Here is a 24,599-nt window from a genome sequence, read left to right as displayed (position 1 = left end):
CGTACCCCCCTCCCTTAGGACGTGTGATGACGCGATTCCGGTCCGCCCTCATCCCCCTCGCCATCGGATTACTGAGCCTCGCCGCCGTGCCCCAGCAGGCACTGGCCGCACCGCCCAAACCGGTGCCGTCCGTGGCCGCCGCCACACCGCAGCAGCAGCAGGCGACCGCCCGCGCGGCGTGCGCGCCGACAGTGCGGGGCGCGTCCGTCGACGCCAGGCTGACCAGCCTGTTCACCGCGTACGGCAACGACAACAGCCGCGTCGACGACTGGACCGGTGCCGACGGCACCTACTCGTTGAAGCTGCCCAACGGGCGTGAGGTGTGGATCTTCTCCGACACCTTCCTGGGCAGGATCAACGCCGACGGCAGCCGACCGCCGGTGGTCGGGGAGGGCGGCGACACCGTCTTCCTGAACAACTCCTTCGCCGTGGAGAGCAACGGCAAGCTGTCCACGATCCACGCCGGCACCACCGCGCAACCGACCGCGGTGATGCCGCCGCGCGACCAGAACCACTGGTACTGGGCCGGAGACGGCACCGTGGCGGGCGGCATGGTGGAGGTGACCTACCAGGAGTACGAGCGCTACGGCACCGGCGCGTGGGACTGGCGCTGGCACCGGAACGTGCTGGCCAGGTTCGCGCCGAGCCGGCTCGACCAGCCGCTCAGCGTGACCGCCCTGCCGTCGTCGGCCGGCGTGTCGTGGGCCTCCGGCATCCTCAAGGACGGCGGCTACACCTACGTTTACGGGGTGGAGGACCTCGGCTCGCCCAAGTACATGCACATCGCCCGGGTGTACGGCCAGAGCCTGCTCGGCCAGTGGCAGTACCTCAAGGCCGACGGCACCTGGTCGGCGAACGAGGCCGACTCGGCCCGGATCATGAGCGGCGTGGCCAACGAGTACAGCGTCACCAAGGTCGGCAACGCCTACGTGCTGATCACGCATGACACGACCGAGGTGCTGAGCTCGCACATCGTGGCGTACACCTCCTGCTCGCCGTTCGGCCCGTTCACCGGCAAGCAGGCCGTCTACACCACCCCCGAGACCAACGGGAACATCTTCACCTACAACGCCCACGCGCACCCCGACGTGTCCGGCAACGGGCTGGTGGTCTCCTACAACGTCAACAGCTTCGTCAACACCGACCACTACCGGGACTCCTCGATCTACCGGCCGCGCTTCATCGACGTGACGTTCGGGTGAGCACGCGGAACTGGGCGGCACGCCTGCGGCCCGTCGTGATCGACGGGCTGCGGGCGGTCGTGTTGGAGAACGAGCGGCTCCGCGTGACCGTCGTGCCCGACAAGGGCGGTGACGTCATCGAATTCCTGCACAAGCCAACCGACACCGACTTCGTGTGGCTCTCCCCGCAGGGGCTGCGCAACCCGCACGATCACCTGCAGGGCGCCGCCGACGACGTCGCCCAGTTCATCGACCATTACGAGGGTGGCTGGCAGGAGATCTTCCCCAGCGGCGGCGCCCCCAGCGAATACCGTGGCGCCCGGCTGGCGCAGCACGGGGAGGTCGCCGGGCTGCCGTGGCAGGCCGAGATCGTGGCCGACTCCGAGCAGGAGGTCGCGGTACGGCTGAGCGTGCGCACCCGGCGCCTGCCGTACCTGGTGGAGAAGACGTTCCGGCTGGCGGCGGGGTCGGCCGCGCTGGAGATCGAGGGGCGCGCGACCAACGAGTCCGACGTCGAGCTGCACGCCATGTGGGGGCAGCACATCGTGTACGGCCGGCCGTTCCTGAAGCCGGGTGCCCGCATCCGGCTGCCGGAGGGCGTGACGGTCATCCCGCACGAGAGCGCCATCAACCCGCACGGCCGCCGGGTCAGGGCGGGCGGGCCGTGGACATGGCCCGTGGTGCCCGCCGAGGGCGGCGGCGAGACGGATCTCAGCATGGTGCCGGAGCGCGGGTCGCCGAGCGACGTCGTCTACCTCACCGGATTTACCGAGGGTTGGTACGAAATTTCCGGTGATGTGGGCATGCGGGTGGAGTGGGATGCTTCCGTTCTCCCATACCTGTGGATGTGGCAGGAGGTCGGCGCGACCACCGATTATCCCTGGTGGGGCCGGGCTTACACGGTCGGGCTCGAACCGTTCTCCAGCATGCCCACCAACGGCCTGGCCGAGGCGGTGGCCAACGGCACCGCGCTTACCCTGGGCCCGCACGAGACGAAGGTGCTGAGGTTGCGCGCGGAGGTATTGGCGTGAGTGAGTTCGACGGCAAGGTGGCCCTGGTGACGGGCGGTTCGATGGGCATCGGGCGGGCGGTGGTCGACCGGCTGGCCGACGGCGGCGCGTCCGTGGTGTTCTGCGGGGTGGACAAGGAGGCGGTGCTCGACAGCGAGCACGTGACCGGGCGGGTCGCGGACGTACGGCGGGCCGGCGACATGCGGGACCTGGTCGACCTGGCCGTGGCCAGGTACGGCGGGCTCGACATCGTGGTGACGTGCGCGGGCGTGCAGCGCTACGGCACGGTCGAGGACACGCCGGAGGACGTCTGGGACGAGGTGCTCGACATCAACCTCAAGGGCGTCTACCTGGCCTGCAAGGCCGCCATCCCCAGGATGCGGGCGCGCGGCGGCGGCTCGATCGTGGTGATGTCGTCGGTGCAGGCGTTCGCCTCGCAGGCGCAGGTGGCCGCCTACACCGCCAGCAAGTCCGCGCTGAACGGGCTGACCAGGGCGATGGCGCTCGACCACGCGGCCGACGGCATCCGGGTGAACGTGGTCTGTCCCGGCTCGGTCGACACACCGATGCTGCGCTGGGCGGCCGATCTGTGGCGCGGGAAGCTGTCGCAGGAGGAGCAGGTCGCGGAGTGGGGCCGGGCGCACCCCCTCGGCCGGGTGGGCCGGCCGGAGGAGGTGGCGGAGCTGGTGGCGTTCCTGGCCGGGCCGCGCTCGTCGTTCATCACGGGCGCCGAGCATCGGGTGGACGGCGGCCTGCTCGCCCGTAACCCGGCCGCGCTACCCGAATAGAACCACGGCAGCGCCGCGAACTATCGCAGCTCACGCCGGCGCGGCAGGAGCCCGATGAGCACGGCCCCGGTGACCACGTGCAGCGCAGCCAGCGTCGCCTTGGCGGCGCCGGTGGTGCCCATCGTGAGCGGGCCGGCGAGGGACACGACGAGGAACACCCCGGCGATCCAGGTCCAGACCGTGCGCGACCGTGCCATGACGCGTTCGAGCACGGCCAGGAGGCCCCAACCGGTCAGGCCGGCGACCAGCGCGGCGACGATCACGGAGCCCGCGGTCACCTCCCCGGAGGTCGAGACGAGGGCGACGCCGCCGAGGAGATGGACGACTGCCCAGACGGCCAGGGCGGCGGCGACCGCGCCGAATACGGCCAGGAGACGGGGGACGTTCACGCGGGTATCTCCTTGAGCGGGAAGTAGAGCGGCGACCAGCGGTTGTACAGGCCGGTTGGGACGAGGTAGCAGGCCATCACGACCTGCATCAGCACCATGAAGACGGCATACTGCAGGCCGCCCAGGCCGGGGACGACGTCGGGCGGCAGGGTGTAGGCCATGGTCACGCGGACGACGGCGTCGGCCAGCAGTCCGATGCCCCAGAGGACCGTCGCCACCCGCCAGATCCTGCGGAAGGCGGGCAGCCGCTCCCACAGGACGTCCCAGGACACGCGGCGCGAGCCGCCGTCTTCCAGAGGGCCGACGCGACCCTCCAGGAGGAAGCGGGTGAAGGCGAACACCAGCGGCTGCCGGCCTCTCACACTGGCCAGGAACCACAGGCCCGAGATGGCGGTGATCCAGCCGTCCTTGGCCAGCAGGAGGCGGGGGTCGTGGACGAGCAGAGAGATCGCCGCGCTGCCCACCATCATGCCCGTCATGAACAGGCTGAGCCCGTCGGGCTTGCGGAGACGTACCAGGTTGGCGACGACGCTCAGGCCCGGCAGCAGGGAGCTGATCAGCAGCGCGGAGTGATAGCTGACGCCGGCCGCGCGCAGCACGTAGTAGAGGCCGATGGGCAAGACCAGGTCGATGAGCACGAGCAGCATCGCCTTGGTCCGTGAGCTCATGACGTGGCCCGGGTGGCCAGGCGGAAGAGCTCGATCAGCTCTTCGGTGTAGACGTCGAGGTCGGCGCCGGGGTCGCCCTCCAGGAGGAACGGCAGGCCGTCCAGGGCCCGCTGGATGGCCATCGCCACCACCCGGGTGTTGAACCTGCGGAACTCGCCCGACTCCTGCCCCCAGGACAGCAGCCGCTCGATGTGCTGGAGCGAGGCCGGGTCGATGGCCGCCTCCTGCGCGGTGGTGCCCTTCTCCGGCCGGTAGTTCAGGAAGACCTCGGTGGCCGCGCGCATCTCACGGCGGTGGTCCCTGATGAACTCGATCAGCGAGCGGATGTAGGTGTCGAGCGCGGCGCCAGGGCTGGTCTGGGCGCCGACCCGCTCGGCCATGAACGTCCCGATCTCCGTGTAGATCGTGCTGATCGTCTGGCCGATCAGGTCGTCCTTGCCGTCGAAGTGGTAGGAGATCAGCCGCGTACTGCTGAGCCCGGCATGCTCGGCGATGCGGGCGAAGGTCGCCTGGTGGTAGCCCAGGTCGGCGATCGTCTCGATGGTGGCCGCCACGATCTGCGCCCGCCGGGCGGAGGTCGTGACGGAGTCTTCCTTCCTTACTTGCACAAGTAATTTTTAACTTAGCCGAGTAAATTCGGCAAGTCCTCAGCCGCCGATGGTGTCGAGTTCGGCGAGCGCGTCGGCCGGCAGGACCAGGCTCGCCGCGGCGATGTTCTCGCGGAGGTGGGCCACGGACGAGGTCCCGGGGATGAGCACGGTCGTGGCCGAGCGCTGGAGCAGCCAGGCCAGGGCGACCTGCTGCGGCGAGGCGTCCAGGCGGGCGGCCACGTTCGTGAGCGTCGCGGACTGGAGCGGGGTGAAGCCGCCGAGGGGGAAGAACGCGGCGTAGGCGATGTTCTCGGCCGCGCACCGGTCGACGAGGGCGTCGTCCTGCCGGTTGGCGAGGTTGTAGAGGTTCTGCACCGTGACGACGGGCGCGATGGCCTGCGCCTCGGTGAGCTGGGTCGCGGAGACGGCGCTGAGGCCGAGGTGGCGGATCAGGCCCTCCTTCTGCAGCTCCACCAGGGCGCCGAACGGCTCCGCGAGCGACTCTTCGCCGCTGCCCTCTTCGGCCAGGCGCAGGTTGACGACGTCGAGGGCGTCCACGGCAAGGCGCTGGAGGTTCTCATGGACCGCGGCCTTGAGGTCCTCGGGCTCCAGCGAGTGGTTCCAGCTGCCGTCCGGGCCACGGCGGGCGCCGACCTTGGTGACGATACGGAGATCCGCCGGGTAGGGGTGCAGGGCCTCCTTGATGAGTTCGTTGACGATGAAGGGCCCGTAGAAGTCGCTGGTGTCGATGTGGGTGATGCCCCGCTCGACGGCCTCGCGCAGCACCGCGATGGCCTGGTCGCGATCCTTGGGCGGCCCGAAGACCCCTGGCCCGGCCAGTTGCATGGCGCCGAAGCCCATGCGGGTGATGGTGAGGTCGTGCGCGAGCGTGAGGGTCCCGCCTTGAAGGGACATATCCATACCTTTCCTCTGAACTGCATCTCCAACGGTGCGGTTGCTGTTTCGAGACTAGCGCGGGAAAAATCCAACCGCAACGTTGGATTTGCTTTGGCGATAGAGTGTCGCCATGGCGTGGGACACCGAGGGGACGCGGCGTCGGCTCAAGGAAGCGGCGACCGTCGAGTTCGCCGAGCGCGGGCCGGACGGCACGACCATGGCCCGCATCGCCGAGCGGGCCGGGATCAACAAGGAGCGCCTGTACAAGTACTTCGGTGACAAGCAGGCGCTGTTCGAGACCGTGCTCGCCGACGAGCTCCAGAAGCTCGCCGCCTCGGTGCCGCCGCCCGAGGACGGCTTCGCGAACATCGGCGAGTTCGCCGGCCGCACCTACGACTACCACGCGACGCATCCCCATCTGGTCCGCCTGCTGCTGTGGGAAGGGCTGGCCGGCGGTCCCGTGGCCGACGAGGCGAACCGCGCCGCCCACTACCGGGACAAGACGCGGGCCTACGCGGCCGCCCAGCGCGCCGGCATCCTGGACGACGACGTCGACCCCGATCACCTGGCGTTCATGATCATCGGACTGTCCGCCTGGTGGTTCTCCGTGCCCCATCTCGCCGGCATGCTCACCGGCGCCGACGACCAGACGGAGCACGCGCGGCGCCGCGCCAGTGTGGTGCGCGCGGCCCAGCGACTCGCGCGGCCGAAAGGCTAGAAATTCGTTGGACAGGCGGCCGCCCAGACCTGTGGGATGAGGCGTCGTTGCCCACGGCAAGGAGAGCGCGTGTCATCCGACGTACTCATCGACGAGGCCCTGGTGCGCCGGTTGCTCGCGGCGCAGTTCCCTCGGTGGGCGGAGCTGCCCATCTCGCCCGTCCCGGTGTCCGGCCTGGACAACGCGACGTACCGGCTCGGCGAGGACCTGTCCGTACGGCTGCCCCGCTATCCCCGGTGGGTCGGGCAGGTCGAACGCGAGCACCGGTGGCTCCCGAGGCTCGCTCCGCACCTGCCGCTGCCGGTCTCCGAGCCGCTCGCCATGGGCACGCCCGGGGAGGGTTACCCGTTTCCCTGGTCGGTCTACCGGTGGCTGCCCGGCGAGACCGCGACCGCCGAGGGGCTCGCCGATCCCGTCGGGACTGCCAAGGAGCTGGCCGAGTTCATCGTGGCGCTGCGGAAGATCGACGCCACCGGCGGGCCGGGGCCGGAGTCGAGCAACGCGTTCCGGGGCGTGCCCATGGGTGACGAGCGCGACTCCGTGGCCGTCGAGGCCCGCGTACGTCCCAAGATCGCGGCGTTGCGCGGGATGATCGACACCGGCGCGGTGACGGCCGTGTGGGAGGCCGCGCTGGCGGCGCCCGCGTGGGACGGTCCGCCGGTGTGGGTCCACGGCGACCTCGCGCAGGGGAACCTACTGGTCGTGGACGGCCGGTTGAGCGCCGTCATCGACTTCGGGACGCTGGCCGTGGGCGATCCGGCGTGCGATCTGATGCCCGCGTGGACGTTCCTGCCGGCCGGGGCGCGGGGCGCGTTCCGCGCGGCCCTCGACGTCGACGACGCCACCTGGGCGCGGGGCCGTGGGTGGGGGCTGGCGTCGTCCCTGCCCGTCCCCGACGACCCCTACTTCGACGTACCGGGCCGCCGGGAGGCCGCCCTGCGCCGGCTCGACGAGCTCATCGCCGACCTGTGATCTAGATACTGACCTCCACCGACACGGTGGGGTCGGCGAAGCGTTCGTTCGGCACCTGGGCGTACCAGCCGGGGCGTCCCGGGTCCCGGTCGTAGGGGTATCCGCCCAGTTCGCGGTAGAGCTCGGCGTACTGGGCGACCCGGTCCTTGTCGAGCCGGACGCCCAGCCCCGGGCCCGTCGGCACCGCGATGGCTCCGTCGGCGTAGGCCAGCTTGCCGCCTTCGATCACGTCGTCGCGGAGCTGGTGGTAGTGCGCGTCGGCCGCGTACGTCAGGTTGGGCAGCACCGCCCCGAGATGCAGCATCGTCGCCAGCTGGATGCCCAGCTCGCCGGAGGAATGGACCGCGACCCCGAGCTGGAACGTCTCGCACACCCCGGCCGCCTTGACGCACGGCCGGATCCCGCCCCAGAACGTGGTGTCGAGCAGCACCACGTCGGCGGCCCGGCGCAGCACGTTGGAGGCGAGCTGCTCGAAGTTGACGACCACGGTGTTGGTCGCCAGCGGCACCCGGACCTGCTCGCGGATGACCCTGAGCCCTTCGAGCCCCCAGACCGGGTCCTCCAGGTATTCGTTGTTCAGCTCTTCGATGGCCCGGCCGAACCGCAGCCCCTCGGCCACCGACAGCACCGCGTTGGGGTCGTAGCGGAGCCGGTCGTCGGGGAAGGCCGCCGCGAGCGCCCGGTAGCACTCCAGCTCGAAGTCGGGCGGGAACACCCCGCCCTTGAGCTTGTGCACGGTGAACCCGTGTGCCGCCTTCAGCTCCCTGGTGTGCTCGACGAGCTGGTCCGGCGTGCGTACCTCGGAGTAGCCCTCCGCCGCGTACCGGTAGAACAGGTACGAGGCGAACGGCACGGAGTCGCGCAGCCGTCCGCCGAGCAGGTCACTGGCGGGGACGCCGAGCTGCTGCCCGATCAGGTCGATGCAGGCGAACTCGATGGCCGCCAGGAGCTGGGTGCGGTTGTTGTAGAGCGACGCGGTCGGGTTGGCGATCTTGAACCGGAGCGCCTCCAACTGGAACGGATCGTGGCCCCTCAGGTAGGGCATGAGCGCACTGAACGCCGCCTCGGCGCTCTCCCCGCCCCCGCCCATCTCCCCCAGGCCGACCAGCCCGTTGTCGGCCTCGACCTCGACGATCGTGCGGACGAACCGGCCCCAGTGGGCGCCGTTGCTGTGCCGGAGCGGCGCCTCCAGCGGAACGGCGACCGTGGTGGCCCGAATGTCAACGATCTTCACTCGCACGTCCCCCAAATAGCGGCCACACCGCACGCGGGCAGCCGTACCTTGACCGAATCCGCCGAGACCACCAATGATCGCAGCTCGCGCTCCAAACCGGCACTCACCGATGCCTGGCGGAGCCCCGGCAGCCGGACCGTAACCTCGACCGGCTCGGCGGCGAGCGACTGCAGCCGGACCACGAGCTCGTTGTCGCCCTTCTGCCCGAGCGAGGTGACCAGCACGTCGGGATGGTCGACCGAGACGAACGACTTGACCGCGTCGGGCGAGCTGGTGAGCAGCGCGCCGACGAACTGGTCGGTCAGCCCGGCGGCCGCCCGCGTGCCCAGCCGCCTGCCCTCGATCCCGGGGGCCGACATGATCGAGTAGCGGAACGTGGTCTCCCCCTGCTGCTGGGAGGGGAAGTTCGTGTCCCAGATGTTGTTCAGCGCCCAGGAGTAGACCGTGCCCGGCTCCTCGTCCAGCGTCGGCGGGAACGGCGCGTACGGCATGTGGATGGTGCCGAGCTGCACCAGCGGCGCCTCCAGCGTGGCCCAGGCGACGGTCAGCTCGGGGTCCTCGAAGGCGATCCAGTGCCTGATCGGCAGCATGTACTCGGCCGAGCCAGGCACGCGCGGCACGTCCGGTCCGCCGACGCCGCCGGTCAGCTCCCAGGCCGTCGCGGGGCCCGAGGCGAACGGGAAGGCCAGGAAGACGGCCTCCTTGGCCGGCGTGCCCTGCTTGGCGAGCTGGTAGGTCAGGTCGAGGCGGGGGACGCCGTTGTGCAGCTCGATCGTGGTGCGCAGCCAGTCGACGCCCTTGCCCTGCAGCTCGACGACCAGCTTCTCGCCCACGGCGGTCCGCTGCGCCTTGACGATCGTGGCGTTCCTGCCGATCGCCCGGTCACCGAGCAGGGTGCGGTCGTGCGCCCCGACGTGTCCGGACAGGTGGTTGAAGTGCGGGGCGGTGGCATATTGATCATAAACGTACTGACCGAAACCGGCCGCGGCGCCGTCGTTGACCAGCTCCCGCCCGGCCGCCTTGTCGAAGATCGAGCGGATCACGCCTTCGCGGACGTCGTAGGTGACCCGGTAGAACTCGTTCTCGATCACCCCGCCCAGGTCGGGCTCGACCGGCTCGGGCGCCTGGCTGACGCCCCTGACGACGTCGATCCGCGCGTAGCCGTAGCCGGGGACCTCCGGCACCACGGCGTGCAGGTGCCGTCCGATCGGCCTGGTCGGCCAGTCGACCGGGTCCACGAACTCCTCGTGGTGCGGGATCGTCTCGCCGGTGCGCGCGTCGACGAGGGCGATCGGCACGTCCGTCTTGACCACGTCCCGGGGGAGGAACGCGCGTACGACGTCGGTCCTGCTCGCCGTCCCGGGGTTGAAGACCGCGAAGGACGCGAGCGCCGACGGGTCGGCGGCGCCGCGGTCGGAGAGTGTGGCGCCGAACCGGCGGGCGGCGGCGTGCAGCAGGTCGGCCGCGTCGTCCTGGGCGTCGTAGGCGCCCGACGATTTGCGGGTCCACTGCAGCCCGCCCGAGTCGCCCGCCTCCTCGGCGTCCTGCCAGGGGTTGGCCGCGCCCCAGGTGTGCTCGTTGAACAGCGCCACCTTGTCGTAGGCCTCGTCGATCTGCTCCGTCGCGTCGGCGCCGGCGAGAGTGTGCAACGTCTCGGCGACGCGCAGCGCCGACTGCGCCCGGCGTACGTAACCGAGGGGACGCGCGCCGGAGCCGAGCCCGTCGGCCCACCAGTCGGTCCAGTCGCCCTCGTGCACGGCCAGGCGGTCGTGGTAGCGCTCTTCGACGTGCTCGAAGAAGTCGCTGTTGACCGCGGACCGCAGCCGGGGAAAGGCCCACTGCTCGTTCCACCGGCGCGCGATGGAGGCGGGCACGATCGACGGCCCGGCGTTGTCGGCGTGCGCGCCCTGGACCCGCAGGTGCAGGACGTCCAGCTCGTACGGCTCGCGGGGCGCGTCCGGCCCCTGCCAGCCGAACGTGCCGGGACCGTAGGGGTAGCCGCGCGAGGCCAGCGCCGACAGGTAGCGCGGCAGCAGGTCGTCGGCCAGCTCGTAGGAGTCGGTGAGCCCGACCGTGTTGCCCTCCATGTACGCCATGCCGTGGGGCGTGTCGGTGAACCAGACGATCACCTCCTGGCCGCTCGGCGCCCGCCACCGGAACGGCCGGGTCAGCTTGTCGCCTCCGTGCAGGTACGGCACGGACCGCCCGGCCCAGTTGTGCGCCGCGGCGAGGTAACGCACCCCGGCGGCGTTCAGCGCGTCGATCACGCCGACGACCGCGCCCGGCACGTCGGTGTGCATGGCCGACTTGGTGGCGAAGCCGTACTTCTCCTTGAGCTGGGTGGTGAAGCGGAGCTGCCGGTAGAGCTCCTCGGTCGAGCAGGCCTCGGTGTGCAGCTGGAACGGCAGCGCGGTCACCTCGATGACGCCGGCGCGGGCCAGTGCGGCGAACCGTTCGACCTGGTCGGCCGGCCGGGCGTCGAGCCACTTCAGCGCCGGCATCGACGACTCGACCGTCCACCTGAACTTGGCGTCGTCCGGCCAGGAGGCGGTCTCCTCGGCCAGCCGGAGCGCCGCGTCGAGGTAGTCGAGGTGGTGGCGGAGCACCGTGCCCTGCGGGTCGGTGTAGCCGATGTCGAGGTGCGAGTGATGGACGACGAACACGCTCCACTTGCGCTGCGGGGTGATCGTGATCTCCGCGGAGCCGACGAGCCCGGCGTCGTCACGCGACTCCAGGGTCAGCACGCGGGGCGCGGTCACCTCGGGCACGAGCAGCGTGACGTCGGTGCCGGAGGCGCTGTCCTCGCCCACCAGCACGTGCGTCAGCGGCACGGTGCTCGACACCCGGACCGCCTGCCGGCCGTCATGGGTGAACAGCGGCAGCACCGCGACCCGCACCTCCGCGCCGCGCACGCCGATCACCGGTGTCGAGGTGTCGTTGCGCAGCGCCTGCCTGATCCCGTCATAGTCGGGCGAGCCGAGGCTCCGCTGCAGCAACCGGCTGGTCATCAGACACTCCCTAGAGACAGGCCACGGGCGAACAGCCGCTGGGTGGCGAGGAACAGCAGGACCGTCGGCAGCGAGACCATGAGCCCCGCCGCGAGGCCCACGGGCACCGGCGTGCCCGCGTAGACGTCGGTCATCAGTCCGGCCAGCGCGGTCATCACCGGCCGTACGTCCTCGGTCTGCGTGAGCGTCAGGCCGAAGATCAGGTCGTTCCAGATGAAGGTGAACTCGAGGATGAACACGGCCGCCAGCGCGCTGACCGACAGCGGCAGGTAGATGCGCCAGAAGATCCGCCAGGTGGTGGCGCCGTCCATGCGGGCCGCCTCGAAGATCGAGAACGCCACTCCACTGTAGAAGTTCCGCAGCACGAAAGCGGCCAACGGCACGTTGATCGCCGTGTAGACCAGGAGCAGGCCGCCCCTGGTGTCGTACAGGCCGAGATCGCTGTAGCCCACGAACAGCGGCACGAGCAGCATCTGCGACGGGAAGATCGTGCCGCCGAAGATGAGCAGGAACCACCAGAAGCCGTGTCGCAGCCGGAGCACCACGATGGTGTACCCGGCCAGCGCCCCGATGAGCACGCCGAGCGCGGGCGAGACGATGCTGTAGAGCGCGGTGCTGGCCAGGCTCTCGGACAGGTTCGCACTGTCCACGGCTTTGGCGATGTTGTCGAACAGCGCGAAGCTGCCGGACGGCTGCCACGCCTTCGACGGGTCGTACGACGCCGCGGGCCGCGCGGCGTTGACGAGCAGCAGGTAGGTCGGTCCCAGCCAGATCAGGCCGAGCACGATCAGTACGGCACGCCGGATCATCGCACCTGCCTCCTGAGGTAGAGGTAGGACGCCAGCCCCGTGACCACGGTGAGCACGACCGCCACCGAGGCGCCGTAGCCGTACTCGCTGGCCACGAACGTGTCCTTGTACATGGTCACCGCGAGCGTCTCGGAGTTGCGTCCGGGGCCACCCTGGGTCAGTACCCAGACGATGTCGAACGTCTTCAGGCTCGCCACCAGCGCCAGCCCCACCACGACCGCGGTGAGCGGCGCCATCAGCGGCCAGATGACGTGCCGGAACAGCTGCCACCCGGAGGCCCCGTCGAGCCGGGCGGCCTCGATCGGCGCCTTGGGGATGGACTGCAGCCCGACCACGAACAGCAGCGTGTTGACGCCGAGCTGCTGCCAGGTCCAGACCAGCAGCATGGCGATCGTGTTGTGCGGCGCCTTCTGCAGGAACGCGGTGTCGACGCCGAGCAGCAGGTTCGCGATGCCGTCGTGGGACAGGATCGGGCTCCACACCATGGCCAGCCCGGCGCCGCTGAGCGCGTAGGGCAGCATGAACGGCACCCGGTACCAGACGCCGCCCTTGATGTCGTACGACAGCACCGCCACCAGCAGGCCGAGCCCGACCGGCAGCGCCATCGTGCCGACCACCCAGAGCAGCGTGTTGCCCAGCGAGGAGATCAGCGCCGGGTCCTGGAGCAGCTTGCCGAAGTTCCGCAGGCCGACCCATTCGGGTGGCGCTAGCCCGTCATAGCTGGTGAAGCTCAGGTACGCCGTCCAGATGAACGGCACGTAGAGCAACCCGGCGACGAGCAGAGCGGCGGGGGCGACGTAGCCGTGCCTAAAACGGCCCAGCATGGGTGCGCGCGCGCTCACTGATGCGTGCTCCAGTAATCGTCGGCCGCCTTCTGGATGGTGTCGAGCACTTCCTTGTAGGTGCCGGGCTCGGTCACGAACTTGCTGAACCCGTCGAGCGCGGCCGTCAGGATGGGCGGCGGCGTGGCCTCGAAGTAGCGGTTGACCAGGCGGTACTTGCCGCTGCCCGCGTCCTTGGTGACCTGGCCGAGCGCCTCGTCCTTGATCGTCACCTTGGGGTTGGCGCTGACGTCGCCGCGGGTCGTGGCCCACTTGTCCTGGGCCGGCTGCGTGGTCCACCACTTGAGGTACTTCTGGCTCGCGTCGGGGTCGGCCGCCTTGGTCAGCGAGCAGAGCGGGCCGCTCTCGAAGATCATCGAGGTCTTGGGCAGCGCGGGGTTCACGTTGGGGATCGCGAAGAAGCCGTAGTCGGTGCCGGCCTTGAGGTCGCGCTGGGTCATGCTGGTGTTGAACCAGGTGCCGAAGGAGATCATCGCGGCCTTGCCGTTCTTCATCACATCCCCCGGGTCGGTTTTGTCACCGGGATTGATGAAATATCCGGCGTCGATGAGCTGCTTCCACTTCTCCATCACCTGGACCACGCCGGGGTCGGTGTACTTGGCCTTGCCCGTGGAGAGGCGGTCGTACAGGTCGGGGTCCATGCCGGCCATGAGCTGCTCGAACCAGACGAAGGAGAACAGCACGCTGGTGTGGTAGAAGGCCTTGACGTCGTTCTTCTTCAGGGTCTCGGCCACCTTGACCAGCTCGTCCCACGTGGTGGGCGGCTGCAGGCCGTACTTGTCGAAGAGCTTCTTGTTGTAGAACATGCCCCAGTAGGCGACGTTCATCGGCACGCAGTACTGCTTGCCGCCGACCGTGTAATAGGGGGCCAGGTCCTGCGACAGGTCGCCGGCCTTGATCGCCTCCTGCCAGATGGAGGTGGTGTCGGCCACCTGCTTCTGCTTGACGATCTCTTCCAGCATCCCCCCGGTCTGCCAGGTGAACAGGTCGGGTTTGACGTTCGTACGGAACGACGCCTTGATGAACGCCTGGTACTGGGCCGAATCGGTGTAGCCGACCGGCTTCATGCCTAAGCTGATCTGCTGCTTCGACAGAGCGCCCATCTCGTCGAAGTACTTGCTCCACGCGCCCTTGTCGTTGTACAGCGACAGTTCGGACTTCTTCTGCGGCGCTTGGGTATTGCCGCCACAGGCGGCGAGAAAGAGGGCTGCCACGCCGAGCGTGGCAACACGTGACCGGATCATGCCCCGGCCTCCTTGTTTCACTTGGGGGGGTGTTGCAGCCTCTGCTCTATTACGGTCTTGACGTCCACCAGGTGAGCGCGCATGCGTTCCTCGGCCGCCGCGGCGTCACGCGCCTCGATGGCCTCCAGGATCGCCAGGTGCTCGTCGTAGTCACGGCGCCGGTCGTCGAAGATCTGCAGTATTTCCCGCTGCTCGGGACCGTGGACGGTCAGCAGCGAGTCGACCACCTCGTGCAGCACGCGGTTGCCGGCCAGCCGGGCGGTCGCCCGGTGGAAGGTCATGTTGGCGTCGTGCAGCTCGGCGTCCTGGCCGCGCAGATGCCTGGCGGCGTCCACGAGCACCCGTTGGAGCGCGGCCAGTTCCTCGCCGGTCGCGCGCCCCGCGGCCAGTGCGGCCAGCGGCGGTTCGATGACGATGCGCGCGCCGAGGAGTTCGAGGAGTTGGGCGCCGCGCATCTCCCGCATGTTCGGGTTGGGGAGCACGAGCCGCTCGATGTCGGCGCCGACATAGATGCCGGAACCGTGCCGCATCTCGATGGCCCCGGTGGCCTCGAGCCTGCGCAGCGCCTCACGCAGCGTCGGGGTGGTGACGGCGAAACGCTGGGAGAGCTCCCTGGTCGAGGGCAGCCTGTCGCCCGGCCGGTGCCCACCTGTACGGATGAGCTCCAGCATGCGCTCGGTCAGAGCGTCGGAAAGGCTGGGCCGCGTTACCTCGGACATATCAAGTCATCTAATCACTTGTCGCGACTGCCGTCCATCGTCTGTGACGAGAGTATTTTTCCGGCCATGAAGCGGATTCTGGCGTGGGTCACGTCGATCATCCTGGTGCTGGCCGTGGCCGGCATCGGTGGTGCCGGGTGGTACTACTCCGGACTGGTCATCGACCCGTCCAGGGGCGATTCGTACCCCCTGGAGGTGACCGCGGTCGCGGCCGGCCGGGTCACGCTGAAGGGCGGCGGCGATCTGGCCGCTCCTGGAACCTACGGCCTGACCTGGCCCGAAGGCAACGCCACGGTGGGCGAGGTGGTCGCGACCGGCGCCGGCACGGTCACGCGTGAGCTGCGCGAGGTACGGCAGGGCGACCTGCGACCCGGCGTGCACGTCTACCTCGACCGCTGGATGTGGGGCCACGAGGACCCGCGGACCGCTCTCGGCCTGCCGTACCAGAAGGTGAGCGTCCACGGCGAGCTGGGCGACTTCCCCGCCTGGCGCACCGAGGGCGGCTCGAAGACCTGGGTGATCACCGTGCACGGCCGCAACGCCACCGCCTCGGAGTCGCTGCGTTACGTGCCCGTCTTCCACAGGCTGGGGATGCCGGTGCTGGGCATCAGCTACCGCAACGACCCGGGCGCGCCGGCCGCCGACGACGGCAAGTTCCACCTCGGCGCCACCGAGTGGAAGGACGTGGCCGCCGCCATCACCTACGCGCGCGGCCAGGGCGCCACCGGCGTGCTGCTGTACGGCTTCTCGATGGGCGGCGGCATCGTCCCCATGGCCGCGCGGAACCTGCCCGGCGAACCGATCAAGGGGATGATCCTGGACAGCCCGGTGATGGACTGGAACGGCCCCATCGACCTGGGCGCCGAGCAGCGGGGCGTGCCGCTCTGGCTGGCCTCCGTCGGCAAGTTCGTGGTCGAGCGCCGTACCGGCATCTCCCTGGACGATCTCGATCAGGTACGTCACGCGGCCGCGTTCAAGGTGCCGATCCTGCTGTTCGTGGACGACGACGACAACTCGGTGCCGATCGGGCCCTCGCTGGAGTTCGCCGAACGACGGCCCGACCTGGTGACCCTCGTACGGACCAAGGGCGGCGGCCACGTCGGATCGTGGAACGCCGACCGGGCCCGATACGAGAAGGCGCTGCGCGACTTCGCCATGAGGTTCAGCGCTTGAGCAGGTCCAGCATCATTTTCACCTGCCCCCTCCGGGACGTCTCCACCTGACCGGCCCACGTCTTGACCTTGGGACTGACACCGCCGGACTCCTCGGCGGTGGCCATCTGCACGGCGTCGTCCTGGTGGGCGATCAGCAGGTTGAGGAAGTCCCGCTCGAAGCTCTTCGACTTCCGCAGCGCGGCGATCTGCCTGCGGTCGGTCTCGGGCATCCCGCCGTGGTGGTCGTGCGCTCCCTTCGCGGCCGTCAGCGGCTGGTCCCACTCGTGCAGCCAGCGCAGCATCATCTCGACCTCGTCCTGCTGCGTGCTCGCGATCGCCGCCGCCAGCGTCCGCACCTCCGGCGTGGTCGCCCGCCCGGCGGCCACCCCGGCGATCTCGATGCCCTGGCGGTGATGCTGGACCATCATCTGCACGAACATCACGTCCTCGGCGTTGACCGGATCGCCGGCCGGCGGGGAGCTCCCGCAGGCGGCGATCAGCAGGACGGCCAGGACCGCTATGACGAGCCGCATGATCACTCTCGCGATTCTTAAAGGAAACCTTCCTTAGAGTTGACTATGGGGATCGGGCGCGCAAGGGCTCAGGGCCTCGTCGCCTTCCCAGAAGTCGAGTTCGCCGAAATAACCCCGGCTCGTCAGCAGTTGCAGCTTTTATGGCTTTTCCGCTCTCCATCCTTGACCTTGCACACATCGGAGAAGGAGAGTCGGCGGGCGACAGCTTCCGCGCCAGCGTGACTCTCGCCCAGCGCGCGGAGGAGTGGGGCTACCAGCGAATCTGGTACGCGGAGCACCACAACATGCCCTCCATCGCCTCCTCCGCCACCAGCGTCCTCATCGCCCACATAGCCTCACAAACCCAAACAATTCGCCTCGGAGCCGGCGGCGTGATGCTCCCCAACCACGCCCCGCTGACCATCGCCGAACAGTTCGGCACCCTGGAAACCCTGCATCCGGGACGCATCGACCTCGGCCTCGGCCGGGCGCCGGGCAGCGACCAGCAGACCATGCGCGCGATGCGCCGCAACCCGGCCTCCTCCGACGACTTCCCGCAGGACGTCCTGGAACTCCAGGGCTACCTGACGGGCCAGTCCCGTATCCCGGGCGTGGACGCGACCCCGGGCAAGGGCACCGACGTGCCGCTCTACATCCTCGGCTCGTCCCTGTTCGGCGCCAAGCTCGCCGCCGCCCTCGGTCTCCCGTACGCCTTCGCCTCCCACTTCGCCCCGGCAGCGCTGGAGGACGCCGTCACCCTTTACCGGGCCGAGTTCCAGCCGTCCAGGCAGTTGGCGCGGCCGTACGTCATCGCCGGTGTCAACGTCATCGCGGCGGACACCACGGAAGAGGCGGAGGCGCAGTTCCTGGCCATGAAGCGCACCAGGGTGAGCCGGTTCCTCGGCCGCGGCAAGACGTTCACCCAGGAGGAGGCCGACCTCGTCCTCGCCTCACCCGCCGGGCAGCAGATCCTGCAGATGGCGAAGTACTCCGCCATCGGAACCGCCGCCGAGGTGCGGGACTATCTCGACCGCTTCGCCAAGCAGGCCCAGGCCGACGAGCTGATCGTCGTCTCCGCGGCCCCCGACCGGAGAGCCTGGCTGCGCTCCATCGAATTGCTGGCCCCGGGAACATCCGGCGCCTGATGACGGTTATCTAAATCGTGGCCGGTGTGCCCAGTGTCCCCGGGCCTCACCTATTGCCTTCGCGGAATACCGTTCGGCTGGAGCCGCGTTGCGCCTTTCGCCGAGAGGCGACACGCACACCGGTACGCACTCGTGAACTGAGGGCCCCGCCAGATCTCTGGCGGGGCCTTCGGGCTTCATCCCACCGTGACCAGTTCGACCTCGGCGTCCTTCAACGCCGCGACGATGTCATCGGGCGGCAGCGCGTCGGTGACCAGGACCGAAACCCGGTCGAACCCGCAGATGTGCACGAAGGCGCTTCTGCCGAACTTCGACGAGTCGGCCACGATGATGACCCGCGTGCCGGCGTCGATCATCTGGCGGATCATCTGGGCCTCGTGCAGGTGGCTGGTGGACAGCCCGCCGCCGGTCGAGATGCCGCCGACGCCGATCACGGCCGTGTCGGCGCTGATGCCGTCGGTGTCGGCGAAAGCCACCGGCCCAATGGTGACATTTGACGGGATGCGGCAGCTGCCGCCGATGACATAGAGGTCGCGCACGGCTTCCTGCGGGATCTCGGCGGGCAGGCGCAGATTGTTCGTCACCACCGTGAGGTCGCGCTTGCCGGTGAGCGCCCGGGCGACCGCGAGCGTGGTCGTGCCGCCGTTGACGATCAGAGTCTCGCCGTTGGAGATGAGCTTCGCCGTGGCGAGGCCGATGGCCTGCTTGGCCGGGTGGTGCACGGACGCGCGGCTGTCGAAGGGGGAGTCGGCCGTGGCCAGTTCGTCCTTGTGCATCGCGCCGCCGTGGGTGCGGGCGATCAGCTGCCGCTCCGCGAGGTGGTCGAGGTCGCGACGGATGGTGTCCATCGACACGGCGAAGAGTTCTGCGAGCTCGGCGACCGTGGCGTGACCGCGTTCGCGAACGTGTCTCACGAGTTCGGCGCGACGCCGGCCAGGCAGTGCCGTATCCTGCATGATCAGCTCCTGAGAATGCGGCTAGTTGCGGTTAGTTCCCGGATTTTGCGGCTTTACCGTTGACTACATTGTTAAACCAAGCATATTCTCGCAGATATCGGCGAACATGCCTAGCGCAAACAGCAGGCAAACGCATCACGTCGCCCCCCGAACCACTGCGTTCAGGCTCCTGCGCCCGAGGAGAAGCGATGAAATCCAGCAATCCCCGACCTTTCAGTCGGCGCGCCACCCTCGGCCCAGCGGTTACGGTACCGCTGTTGTCCGCCTGTGGCTCCTCTTCAGGCGGCGGCACCGGCAGCGTCGAACTGACCTCGTCGCCGCGGCACCGATCGTGGTCGCCGTACCGCTCGTCGTGCTCCAGATGATCTTCCGGCGCCGGGACGTACCAGGCCTGACCGCGGGGGCGGTGAAAGGTTGATGAGCCGCGACTGGCGCGCCGCGTACGAGCAGGTCGCCGTCACCGTCCTGGACGGCGCTCCCGCCGCCCGCCCGCTGCTCGCCGGCTTCAACACCTGCGTCGACCACGTCTACCGGCTGGAGCCCCCGGGACTCGACCGGCTGACCCCAGCGGCGCAAGCCGCCCACGAGCCGCTCGCCGCCCTCTCGGGCGAGCCGCTCGCCGCCCTCTCGGGCGAGGTGCTGCGCCGCATCCTGGACGGCCGCGACGGCGAGGTGTTCGTGCCCGCTCCCCAGCTGCGGCCGGCGCTCGACGAACTGCTCGGCCCTCCGGCGGCGCGCCAGGTCGGCGGTACGGGCGCCCAGGCCGCCTGGGTGCTGGCCGTCCTGAACGCGCCCAGCGTGCTCGCCCTCGCCGACCGCAGCACCGAGCAACTGGCCGTGCTGCACCCCGGCATCGGCCTGTGCGACGACGGTTCGGTGCGGCCCGTGGCCGGCACGGCCGCTCGTGGCACCCCGATCAAGCCGCCCCACTACATCCTCGAGTACGCGGCGGGCACCCGCTGGCACGCGGGCACCGTACGCCGATCCAGCCGGATCATCGTCCGGCTCGCCGAAGACGGCATCGAGCGGGACGACACGTTCGCCGCACTCGGCCCAACGCTGGCCGAGACCGCGGGTGCGGGACTCGTCTCCGGGCTCAACGGCGTACCCGACGCGGATCACGCCGCCCGGGCCTGGCTTCGCGACCTGGCCGCGAGCTGGCGGGCGTCCGGGCTTCCCTGGGTGCATCTCGAGCTCGCCGAGTATCCCCGGCCTGGCGCGCTCGCCGAGGTCAGCGCCGCGTACGCCGGGATCGCCCACACGCTCGGGCTCAGCCTCGCCGAGCTGGCGATCATACGCCCTGGCGGCGACCCCGCCGCGGCGGCCCGCGAGCTGGCCGAGCACTACCGGTTCGACCGGGTGTTCGTGCATGCCGACACCTGGTCGCTGGTCGTGCACAGGGGCGACCCTGAGCCGGCCGCCGGCGCGCTGCGCATCGGCAACCTGCTCGCCGCCTCCCGCGCCCGCCACGGAGGCCCCACAGCCGACCTCGGCCTCGACCCGACCGTGACGTTCACCGACGACCGGCCGGTGGGAAGGCCGCTCGGCGACGGCTGGCGCACCGAGTGCGTGCCGACGCCGTACCTGTCGCGCCCCGCCGCCACGATCGGCCTCGGCGACACGTTCGTCGCCGGGGTGCTGCTCGCCGGCTGCCTTGACGTACCCCTCAAGCCCTTTGTCCGTCTATCACCTGGAGACATCCCATGAAACCGCTCATGGATCCCGGCAAGGTCCGTGGCCTGCAGCGCGTCACCAGCGCCGACGGCTTCTTCCTGATCTGTGCCCTCGACCACCTGTCCGATTTCGCCGAACTGCTCGCCCCCGACCCGGCGACCGTCACCTTCGCCGACGTCGTCACCGCCAAGGACGCGGTGGTCCGCGCCATGGCCCCGTCGATCTCGGCCGTACTGCTCGATCCGCTGTACGCCCTCGGCCATCTCGTGGGCTCCGGCGCGGTGCCGGGGAACGTCGGGCTGATGTCGAGCATCGAGGACGAGGATTATCGGCACCCGGAAGGCCCGCGCCGTACCCGGCTGCGCGAGAACTGGAGCGCCACCCGGATCAAAATGGCCGGCGCCGACATGTGCAAGCTGCTGTGGTTCTACCGCCCCGACGGAGACCAAGTCGTCGCCGAGCAGCAGCGTCAGCTCGTGACCGACCTCGCCGCCGAATGCGACGAGCTCAGCCTGCCCCTGGTGGTCGAGCCGATCTGGTACCGGCTGCCGGGCGAGGACCCGACCACCGCCGAGTGGAAGGCCGACCGGGTGCGCGGCATCATCGCCTCCGCCGAGGTCGCCGACGGACTCGGCGTCGACATGCTCAAGGTGGAGTTCCCCGGCTACGTCGACACGCCGGAAGGACGCGCCCAGGCGGCCGCCGCCTGCGCGGAGCTCGACGGAATGGTCAGCGTGCCATGGGTGATCCTGTCCGCCGGGGTGGAATATGCCGACTTCAAGACGCAGGTCGAGATCGCGTGCCAGGCCGGCGCCGCCGGCTACCTCGCCGGCCGGTCGATCTGGCGCGACGCCGTGTCCACCCACGACGCCGAGGCCCGCGACCAGGCCATCCGGGCGGCCAGGGCACGGCTCGAGGAGCTCAACGCCGTGACCCGACGGTACGGTCGCTCCTACACCCCGGCCCGGCCGCTCGACGAGGTGGTCAAGGAACTTCCCGCCGAGTGGTACCGAACCTGGCACGCCTGACCTGGGAGCACATGCATGACCATCTTTCCCCTGCCCGCGAACACCCCAAGATCGTTCTACCGCGGCGCCGGACGCATCGCCGGGTTCCGCGGGATCCCATCCACCGATGATCCCTACTACCCGGAGGACTGGGTCGCCTCCACCACCAGCCGGTACGGGGCGGCGCCCGCGGGACTGACCACGCTGCCCGACGGCCGGTCCCTCGCCGAGGCGATCGCCGGCGATCCCGTGTGGTGGCTGGGAGAACGGCACGTCGCCGAGCATGGCGCCGACCCCGCGATCCTGGTGAAACTGCTGGACGCGGGCGAACGTCTACCGCTGCACGTGCACCCCGACCGGCGATTCGCCGCCGCCCACCTGGCCTCGCCCTATGGCAAGACCGAGGCATGGGTGGTCGTCTCGGCCGAGCCGGACGCGGCGGTATACCTCGGCTTCGCCCGGGACGTCGAGCCGGACGAACTGTCCCGCTGGGTCGCGGACCAGCGGATCGACCAGATGCTCGACGCCACGAACCGCGTGCAGGTGCGGGCCGGCGACGCCATCGTGTGCCCCGCCGGTCTGCCGCACGCCATCGGCGCCGGGATCCTCATGGTCGAGGTGCAGGAGCCGACCGACTTCTCCGTACTGCTCGAGTGGGAGGGCTTCGCCATCGACGGCCCGGCCAACGGACACCTGGGGCTCGGCTACGACCAGGCGCTCGGCTGCGTCGACAGGAGCGGCTTGGGCGCGGAACGGCTCGCCGAGCTGCACCGAGCCCGCCGCCCGACCGCCGACGACCGGCCCGGCGTCCGCCGCCTCTTCCCCGAGCTCGCCGACGAGTTCTTCGCGGCCGAGAGGCTGCGCCCCGATCCCGTCAGCGAGCTGGAACCGGCGTACTCCGTCGTCACGGTCACCGCCGGCGACGGGACCGTCACGAGCGAGCATGGCCCGCCGGTCCCGGTCAAGGCCGGAGACACGCTGCTCGTCCCGTACGCGGCCGGGTGGTGCACCCTGCGCGGCGACACTACGGCCGTACGCTGCAAACCATCCCTCTAGTCGTTCTTGGTCACGGTGCCGGTCTTGGCGTCGACCTTGACCCCCTGCCAGGTGCCGTCCGGTGTGGCGAGATCGACATCCCAGACGAGGACATTGTTGTTGTCGTTGTACTTGTCCAGGCTCATGTGAGTGATCTTGCCGCGCACCGAGGAGGACACCTTCTCCACCGCCTCCTTGAAGGTGAGCTCGGCGTCCTTGATGATGCCCATGACCCTGGTCTTCTCCCCTTTGCCAGTGTCTTTGACTCTGGGCCCCGAGACCACCTTCCCTGTCGCGTCTACCTCCAGTAGCCGCTCTGTGCCGTCGGACCTGGCCAGCTGGACCTCCCAGAGCTGGCCGCCGTTCTCCGACTGGACCGAGAGGACCGTGGAGCCCTTGACGGCGTTCATGGCCGCGTCGATCGCCTTCTCGAGGCCCGCCATACTGCCGGATTCCTGGCCGGGGTCGCCACCGAGGTAACCCGACGGCGTCGGCGATGACATGAGGCCGACAACGGCGCTCCCTGCGGGCGCTGTCTTGACGGCACTGGACTGAGTGTCGGTATTCCCGCAGGCTGAGGCCACGAGCAGGGCAGAGCCGGCGAATATGATGGTCTTTATCCGTCTTCCAGACTTCATACTGATGACGCTGCCCGGGACTCCATAAAGGCACGCCCGAAAGTAGGGCAATAGGCTCCTGTGCACCTTCTACCACGAGACCGACCCCAGGCCTCGCGATCCTCAGGTCAGCGCCAGGTGCGCGCTCGCCGCCGACCTCGCCACGAGGAAGCTGTCTCCGTCAGGCTTCGAGGTGCCGTTGATACTGGGCAACGCACGCAATCCACCCGCCTGCTGTGCCCGAACGGACGGCCGGCGGGCGGGCGTGGAAAGACGCTGCCAGACCTGGCAGATAGCAGCACATACACACCCGGCTCTTCGAACCGCCGCTTGAGCGGCGCTCTCCGCCTTGGACGTTCACCCTCGGGTCGCGAGGCGCATCCCGCGACACCCGCAGATCTCGGCGTCCATGAACGTCTACCCCCAAAACGCCGACCCAGAGACCCGCAAGGCCCTCGACCAGCCCAACGGCAACCTAGATCGTCAGGTCCGGTACCCGTATTTCGCTGCTGTACGCCCACGCGAAAGGCCCCCGCCGCCGAGGAGGTGAGCTGCCTTTTGCCGTCCGTCAGAGTCCGTGGACGTCCATGATCGAACGTGCTCGTTGTCACTCACTTCGTCACCCGGTCGGGTCGGCAAGACCTTCGAGCGCCAGGGACAAAGATGCGGCTCAGCGCGGCTTTGCCGACCGGATCGCTCTCAGGCCGCATGCCTGGTGAGCGGCAGGCGCACGGCTGGGTGACGGCGCCCAGCGCCACCGCCCCTTGATCCCCATGAGATCCATTCGGCAGGGCACTGGACGCCGTTTGGACTCATTCCTTCAGTTCAGTCTTGGCGGCGAACAGAGTTCCCCGTTCCGTGCCCTGCCCCCGGCGAATGTTCAGCCCCTCCTTGCGGAAGCTGATCCAGCCTTCACCGTCATTCAGTCCCCGCACGACTCTGGTTTTCACGATGTCGTGGGTCGCATAACCGACGTCCAGATGAGTCAGGTGGCTGTTGTCCTTCCGGTGGACTTTGAGCCCCTCCACGGGAAAGGTGATCCATCCGTCGTCGGCGCTTCGTCCTTGCACCCATTCGGTGTTGATGCCGTTGAGGTCAGCCTTGTCGGCGTGCACGGTTCCCCAAGCTCCGCTTCCAGTGCGGACGTCGAGCCCGTCCTTGGGGAAGGTGATCTTTCCGTCGTCGGCGCTTCTCCCCTGCACCCATTCGGTGTTCACGCCGTGCAGGACGGCCTTGTCGGCGTGCACAATTCCCTCAGCTCCGCTTCCAGCGCGGACATCGAGCCCGTCCTTGAGGAAGGCGATCTTTCCGTCGTCGGCGCTTCTCCCCTGCACCCATTCGGTGTTCACGCCGTGCAGGACGGCCTTGTCGGCGTGCACAATTCCCTCAGCTCCGCTTCCAGCGCGGACATCGAGCCCGTCCTTGAGGAA

24 protein-coding genes are annotated in these 24,599 nt (G+C 69.3%); 10 read left to right on the top strand and 14 right to left on the bottom strand.

Annotation, left to right across the window (positions count from 1 at the left end):
- Nucleotides 1-26: 26 nt before the first annotated feature.
- From KME78_RS31115 to KME78_RS31105, 3 genes are read left to right on the top strand one after another with little or no spacing between them, the layout of a single operon-like run.
- Entirely contained in the window at nucleotides 27-1,202 is a 1,176-nt protein-coding gene (locus KME78_RS31115; RefSeq protein ID WP_219532952.1) for a DUF5005 domain-containing protein, read from the top strand.
- Nucleotides 1,199-2,212, top strand: a complete 1,014-nt coding sequence (locus KME78_RS31110) for a DUF4432 family protein (protein ID WP_219532951.1) — start codon at nucleotides 1,199-1,201, stop codon at nucleotides 2,210-2,212. The genes KME78_RS31115 and KME78_RS31110 overlap by 4 nt, the downstream gene beginning before the upstream one ends.
- The gene (locus tag KME78_RS31105; protein ID WP_219532950.1) at nucleotides 2,209-2,979 is read left to right on the top strand and encodes an SDR family NAD(P)-dependent oxidoreductase; all 771 of its coding nucleotides are present in this window, start codon (nucleotides 2,209-2,211) and stop codon (nucleotides 2,977-2,979) included. Before KME78_RS31110 ends, KME78_RS31105 begins: the two co-directional genes overlap by 4 nt.
- Nucleotides 2,980-2,999: 20 nt before the next feature.
- Here the strand turns inward: KME78_RS31105 and KME78_RS31100 are convergent, their stop codons facing one another.
- From KME78_RS31100 to KME78_RS31085, 4 genes are read right to left on the bottom strand one after another with little or no spacing between them, the layout of a single operon-like run.
- The gene (locus tag KME78_RS31100) at nucleotides 3,000-3,368 is read right to left on the bottom strand and encodes a DUF6069 family protein (RefSeq protein WP_219532949.1); all 369 of its coding nucleotides are present in this window, start codon (nucleotides 3,366-3,368) and stop codon (nucleotides 3,000-3,002) included.
- Nucleotides 3,365-4,036, bottom strand: coding sequence for a VC0807 family protein (locus KME78_RS31095; RefSeq protein ID WP_219532948.1), 672 nt, complete (start codon nucleotides 4,034-4,036; stop codon nucleotides 3,365-3,367). Before KME78_RS31095 ends, KME78_RS31100 begins: the two co-directional genes overlap by 4 nt.
- Complete coding sequence (locus KME78_RS31090) at nucleotides 4,033-4,644, bottom strand: TetR/AcrR family transcriptional regulator (RefSeq protein ID WP_219532947.1); 612 nt, start codon at nucleotides 4,642-4,644, stop codon at nucleotides 4,033-4,035. The genes KME78_RS31095 and KME78_RS31090 overlap by 4 nt, the downstream gene beginning before the upstream one ends.
- A 39-nt stretch (nucleotides 4,645-4,683) precedes the next feature.
- Nucleotides 4,684-5,541, bottom strand: a complete 858-nt coding sequence (locus KME78_RS31085; protein ID WP_219532946.1) for an oxidoreductase — start codon at nucleotides 5,539-5,541, stop codon at nucleotides 4,684-4,686.
- Between the two features lie 112 nt (nucleotides 5,542-5,653).
- Between KME78_RS31085 and KME78_RS31080 the strand changes: the two genes are divergently transcribed.
- Nucleotides 5,654-6,241: a TetR/AcrR family transcriptional regulator gene (locus KME78_RS31080; protein WP_219532945.1), complete on the top strand. Its 588-nt coding sequence runs from the start codon at nucleotides 5,654-5,656 to the stop codon at nucleotides 6,239-6,241.
- 69 nt (nucleotides 6,242-6,310) lie between these two features.
- A complete protein-coding gene (locus tag KME78_RS31075) occupies nucleotides 6,311-7,213 on the top strand; it encodes an aminoglycoside phosphotransferase family protein (protein ID WP_308127206.1) in 903 nt (300 codons plus the stop codon).
- 1 nt (nucleotide 7,214) lies between these two features.
- Here the strand turns inward: KME78_RS31075 and KME78_RS31070 are convergent, their stop codons facing one another.
- Genes KME78_RS31070 through KME78_RS31045 form a run of 6 tightly spaced genes read right to left on the bottom strand, consistent with a single transcriptional unit; the run spans nucleotide 7,215 to nucleotide 15,069 of the window.
- Nucleotides 7,215-8,447 carry an enolase C-terminal domain-like protein gene (locus KME78_RS31070; RefSeq protein WP_219532943.1) on the bottom strand — a complete coding sequence of 411 codons (1,233 nt, stop codon included), beginning with the start codon at nucleotides 8,445-8,447 and terminating at the stop codon, nucleotides 7,215-7,217.
- A complete protein-coding gene (locus KME78_RS31065; RefSeq protein WP_219532942.1) occupies nucleotides 8,444-11,455 on the bottom strand; it encodes a glycoside hydrolase family 38 N-terminal domain-containing protein in 3,012 nt (1,003 codons plus the stop codon). The genes KME78_RS31070 and KME78_RS31065 overlap by 4 nt, the downstream gene beginning before the upstream one ends.
- Complete coding sequence (locus KME78_RS31060; RefSeq protein WP_219532941.1) at nucleotides 11,455-12,264, bottom strand: carbohydrate ABC transporter permease; 810 nt, start codon at nucleotides 12,262-12,264, stop codon at nucleotides 11,455-11,457. Before KME78_RS31060 ends, KME78_RS31065 begins: the two co-directional genes overlap by 1 nt.
- The gene (locus tag KME78_RS31055; RefSeq protein WP_308127205.1) at nucleotides 12,261-13,106 is read right to left on the bottom strand and encodes a carbohydrate ABC transporter permease; all 846 of its coding nucleotides are present in this window, start codon (nucleotides 13,104-13,106) and stop codon (nucleotides 12,261-12,263) included. The genes KME78_RS31060 and KME78_RS31055 overlap by 4 nt, the downstream gene beginning before the upstream one ends.
- A complete protein-coding gene (locus KME78_RS31050; protein WP_219532940.1) occupies nucleotides 13,103-14,350 on the bottom strand; it encodes an ABC transporter substrate-binding protein in 1,248 nt (415 codons plus the stop codon). Before KME78_RS31050 ends, KME78_RS31055 begins: the two co-directional genes overlap by 4 nt.
- A 17-nt stretch (nucleotides 14,351-14,367) precedes the next feature.
- Nucleotides 14,368-15,069, bottom strand: a complete 702-nt coding sequence (locus KME78_RS31045) for a FadR/GntR family transcriptional regulator (protein ID WP_219532939.1) — start codon at nucleotides 15,067-15,069, stop codon at nucleotides 14,368-14,370.
- Between the two features lie 66 nt (nucleotides 15,070-15,135).
- On the opposite strand from KME78_RS31045, the gene KME78_RS31040 reads away from it, so the two are divergent.
- A complete protein-coding gene (locus tag KME78_RS31040; RefSeq protein ID WP_219532938.1) occupies nucleotides 15,136-16,242 on the top strand; it encodes an alpha/beta hydrolase in 1,107 nt (368 codons plus the stop codon).
- Here the strand turns inward: KME78_RS31040 and KME78_RS31035 are convergent.
- The gene (locus tag KME78_RS31035; RefSeq protein ID WP_246652402.1) at nucleotides 16,232-16,756 is read right to left on the bottom strand and encodes a DUF305 domain-containing protein; all 525 of its coding nucleotides are present in this window, start codon (nucleotides 16,754-16,756) and stop codon (nucleotides 16,232-16,234) included. The two genes, KME78_RS31040 and KME78_RS31035, sit on opposite strands and share 11 nt — an antisense overlap.
- 140 nt (nucleotides 16,757-16,896) lie before the next feature.
- On the opposite strand from KME78_RS31035, the gene KME78_RS31030 reads away from it, so the two are divergent.
- Nucleotides 16,897-17,880, top strand: a complete 984-nt coding sequence (locus KME78_RS31030; RefSeq protein ID WP_219532936.1) for an LLM class flavin-dependent oxidoreductase — start codon at nucleotides 16,897-16,899, stop codon at nucleotides 17,878-17,880.
- Between the two features lie 176 nt (nucleotides 17,881-18,056).
- Here the strand turns inward: KME78_RS31030 and KME78_RS31025 are convergent, their stop codons facing one another.
- Nucleotides 18,057-18,836, bottom strand: a complete 780-nt coding sequence (locus KME78_RS31025; RefSeq protein WP_219532935.1) for a DeoR/GlpR family DNA-binding transcription regulator — start codon at nucleotides 18,834-18,836, stop codon at nucleotides 18,057-18,059.
- Between the two features lie 417 nt (nucleotides 18,837-19,253).
- Here KME78_RS31025 and KME78_RS31020 point away from each other — a divergent pair, with 417 nt between their 5' ends.
- Genes KME78_RS31020 through KME78_RS31010 form a run of 3 tightly spaced genes read left to right on the top strand, consistent with a single transcriptional unit; the run spans nucleotide 19,254 to nucleotide 22,573 of the window.
- Nucleotides 19,254-20,543, top strand: coding sequence for an ADP-dependent glucokinase/phosphofructokinase (locus KME78_RS31020; RefSeq protein ID WP_219532934.1), 1,290 nt, complete (start codon nucleotides 19,254-19,256; stop codon nucleotides 20,541-20,543).
- On the top strand, nucleotides 20,540-21,538 hold the full coding sequence (locus KME78_RS31015; RefSeq protein ID WP_219532933.1) for a tagatose 1,6-diphosphate aldolase: 999 nt from the start codon (nucleotides 20,540-20,542) through the stop codon (nucleotides 21,536-21,538). Before KME78_RS31020 ends, KME78_RS31015 begins: the two co-directional genes overlap by 4 nt.
- Nucleotides 21,539-21,553: 15 nt before the next feature.
- On the top strand, nucleotides 21,554-22,573 hold the full coding sequence (locus KME78_RS31010; protein ID WP_219532932.1) for a class I mannose-6-phosphate isomerase: 1,020 nt from the start codon (nucleotides 21,554-21,556) through the stop codon (nucleotides 22,571-22,573).
- Here KME78_RS31010 and KME78_RS31005 read toward each other — a convergent pair.
- Both KME78_RS31005 and KME78_RS31000 read right to left on the bottom strand, forming a co-directional pair.
- Entirely contained in the window at nucleotides 22,570-23,055 is a 486-nt protein-coding gene (locus KME78_RS31005; protein ID WP_219532931.1) for a PepSY domain-containing protein, read from the bottom strand. The two genes, KME78_RS31010 and KME78_RS31005, sit on opposite strands and share 4 nt — an antisense overlap.
- Nucleotides 23,056-23,981: 926 nt before the next feature.
- Nucleotides 23,982-24,599 (bottom strand): hypothetical protein (locus KME78_RS31000; RefSeq protein WP_219532930.1); only part of this gene is annotated, 618 nt, incomplete at its 5' end.

Source organism: Nonomuraea guangzhouensis (assembly GCF_019396345.1).
Classification (GTDB): Bacteria; Actinomycetota; Actinomycetes; order Streptosporangiales; family Streptosporangiaceae; genus Nonomuraea; species Nonomuraea guangzhouensis.
Note: the sequence above shows the minus strand (reverse complement) of the source record. Positions and strands in the feature narration are given on the sequence as shown.

Excerpts from the sequence above, each read along its gene's own strand:
- KME78_RS31015 (WP_219532933.1), top strand. The coding sequence starts at position 20,540 with ATGAAACCGCTCATGGATCCCGGCAAGGTCCGTGGCCTGCAGCGCGTC.
- KME78_RS31045 (WP_219532939.1), bottom strand. The coding sequence starts at position 15,069 with ATGTCCGAGGTAACGCGGCCCAGCCTTTCCGACGCTCTGACCGAGCGC.
- KME78_RS31085 (WP_219532946.1), bottom strand. The coding sequence starts at position 5,541 with ATGTCCCTTCAAGGCGGGACCCTCACGCTCGCGCACGACCTCACCATC.
- KME78_RS31030 (WP_219532936.1), top strand. The coding sequence starts at position 16,897 with ATGGCTTTTCCGCTCTCCATCCTTGACCTTGCACACATCGGAGAAGGA.
- KME78_RS31095 (WP_219532948.1), bottom strand. The coding sequence starts at position 4,036 with ATGAGCTCACGGACCAAGGCGATGCTGCTCGTGCTCATCGACCTGGTC.
- KME78_RS31020 (WP_219532934.1), top strand. The coding sequence starts at position 19,254 with ATGAGCCGCGACTGGCGCGCCGCGTACGAGCAGGTCGCCGTCACCGTC.
- KME78_RS31035 (WP_246652402.1), bottom strand. The coding sequence starts at position 16,756 with ATGCGGCTCGTCATAGCGGTCCTGGCCGTCCTGCTGATCGCCGCCTGC.
- KME78_RS31025 (WP_219532935.1), bottom strand. The coding sequence starts at position 18,836 with ATGCAGGATACGGCACTGCCTGGCCGGCGTCGCGCCGAACTCGTGAGA.
- KME78_RS31080 (WP_219532945.1), top strand. The coding sequence starts at position 5,654 with ATGGCGTGGGACACCGAGGGGACGCGGCGTCGGCTCAAGGAAGCGGCG.
- KME78_RS31005 (WP_219532931.1), bottom strand. The coding sequence starts at position 23,055 with ATGTCATCGCCGACGCCGTCGGGTTACCTCGGTGGCGACCCCGGCCAG.
- KME78_RS31065 (WP_219532942.1), bottom strand. The coding sequence starts at position 11,455 with ATGACCAGCCGGTTGCTGCAGCGGAGCCTCGGCTCGCCCGACTATGAC.
- KME78_RS31040 (WP_219532938.1), top strand. The coding sequence starts at position 15,136 with ATGAAGCGGATTCTGGCGTGGGTCACGTCGATCATCCTGGTGCTGGCC.
- KME78_RS31050 (WP_219532940.1), bottom strand. The coding sequence starts at position 14,350 with ATGATCCGGTCACGTGTTGCCACGCTCGGCGTGGCAGCCCTCTTTCTC.
- KME78_RS31115 (WP_219532952.1), top strand. The coding sequence starts at position 27 with ATGACGCGATTCCGGTCCGCCCTCATCCCCCTCGCCATCGGATTACTG.
- KME78_RS31010 (WP_219532932.1), top strand. The coding sequence starts at position 21,554 with ATGACCATCTTTCCCCTGCCCGCGAACACCCCAAGATCGTTCTACCGC.
- KME78_RS31060 (WP_219532941.1), bottom strand. The coding sequence starts at position 12,264 with ATGATCCGGCGTGCCGTACTGATCGTGCTCGGCCTGATCTGGCTGGGA.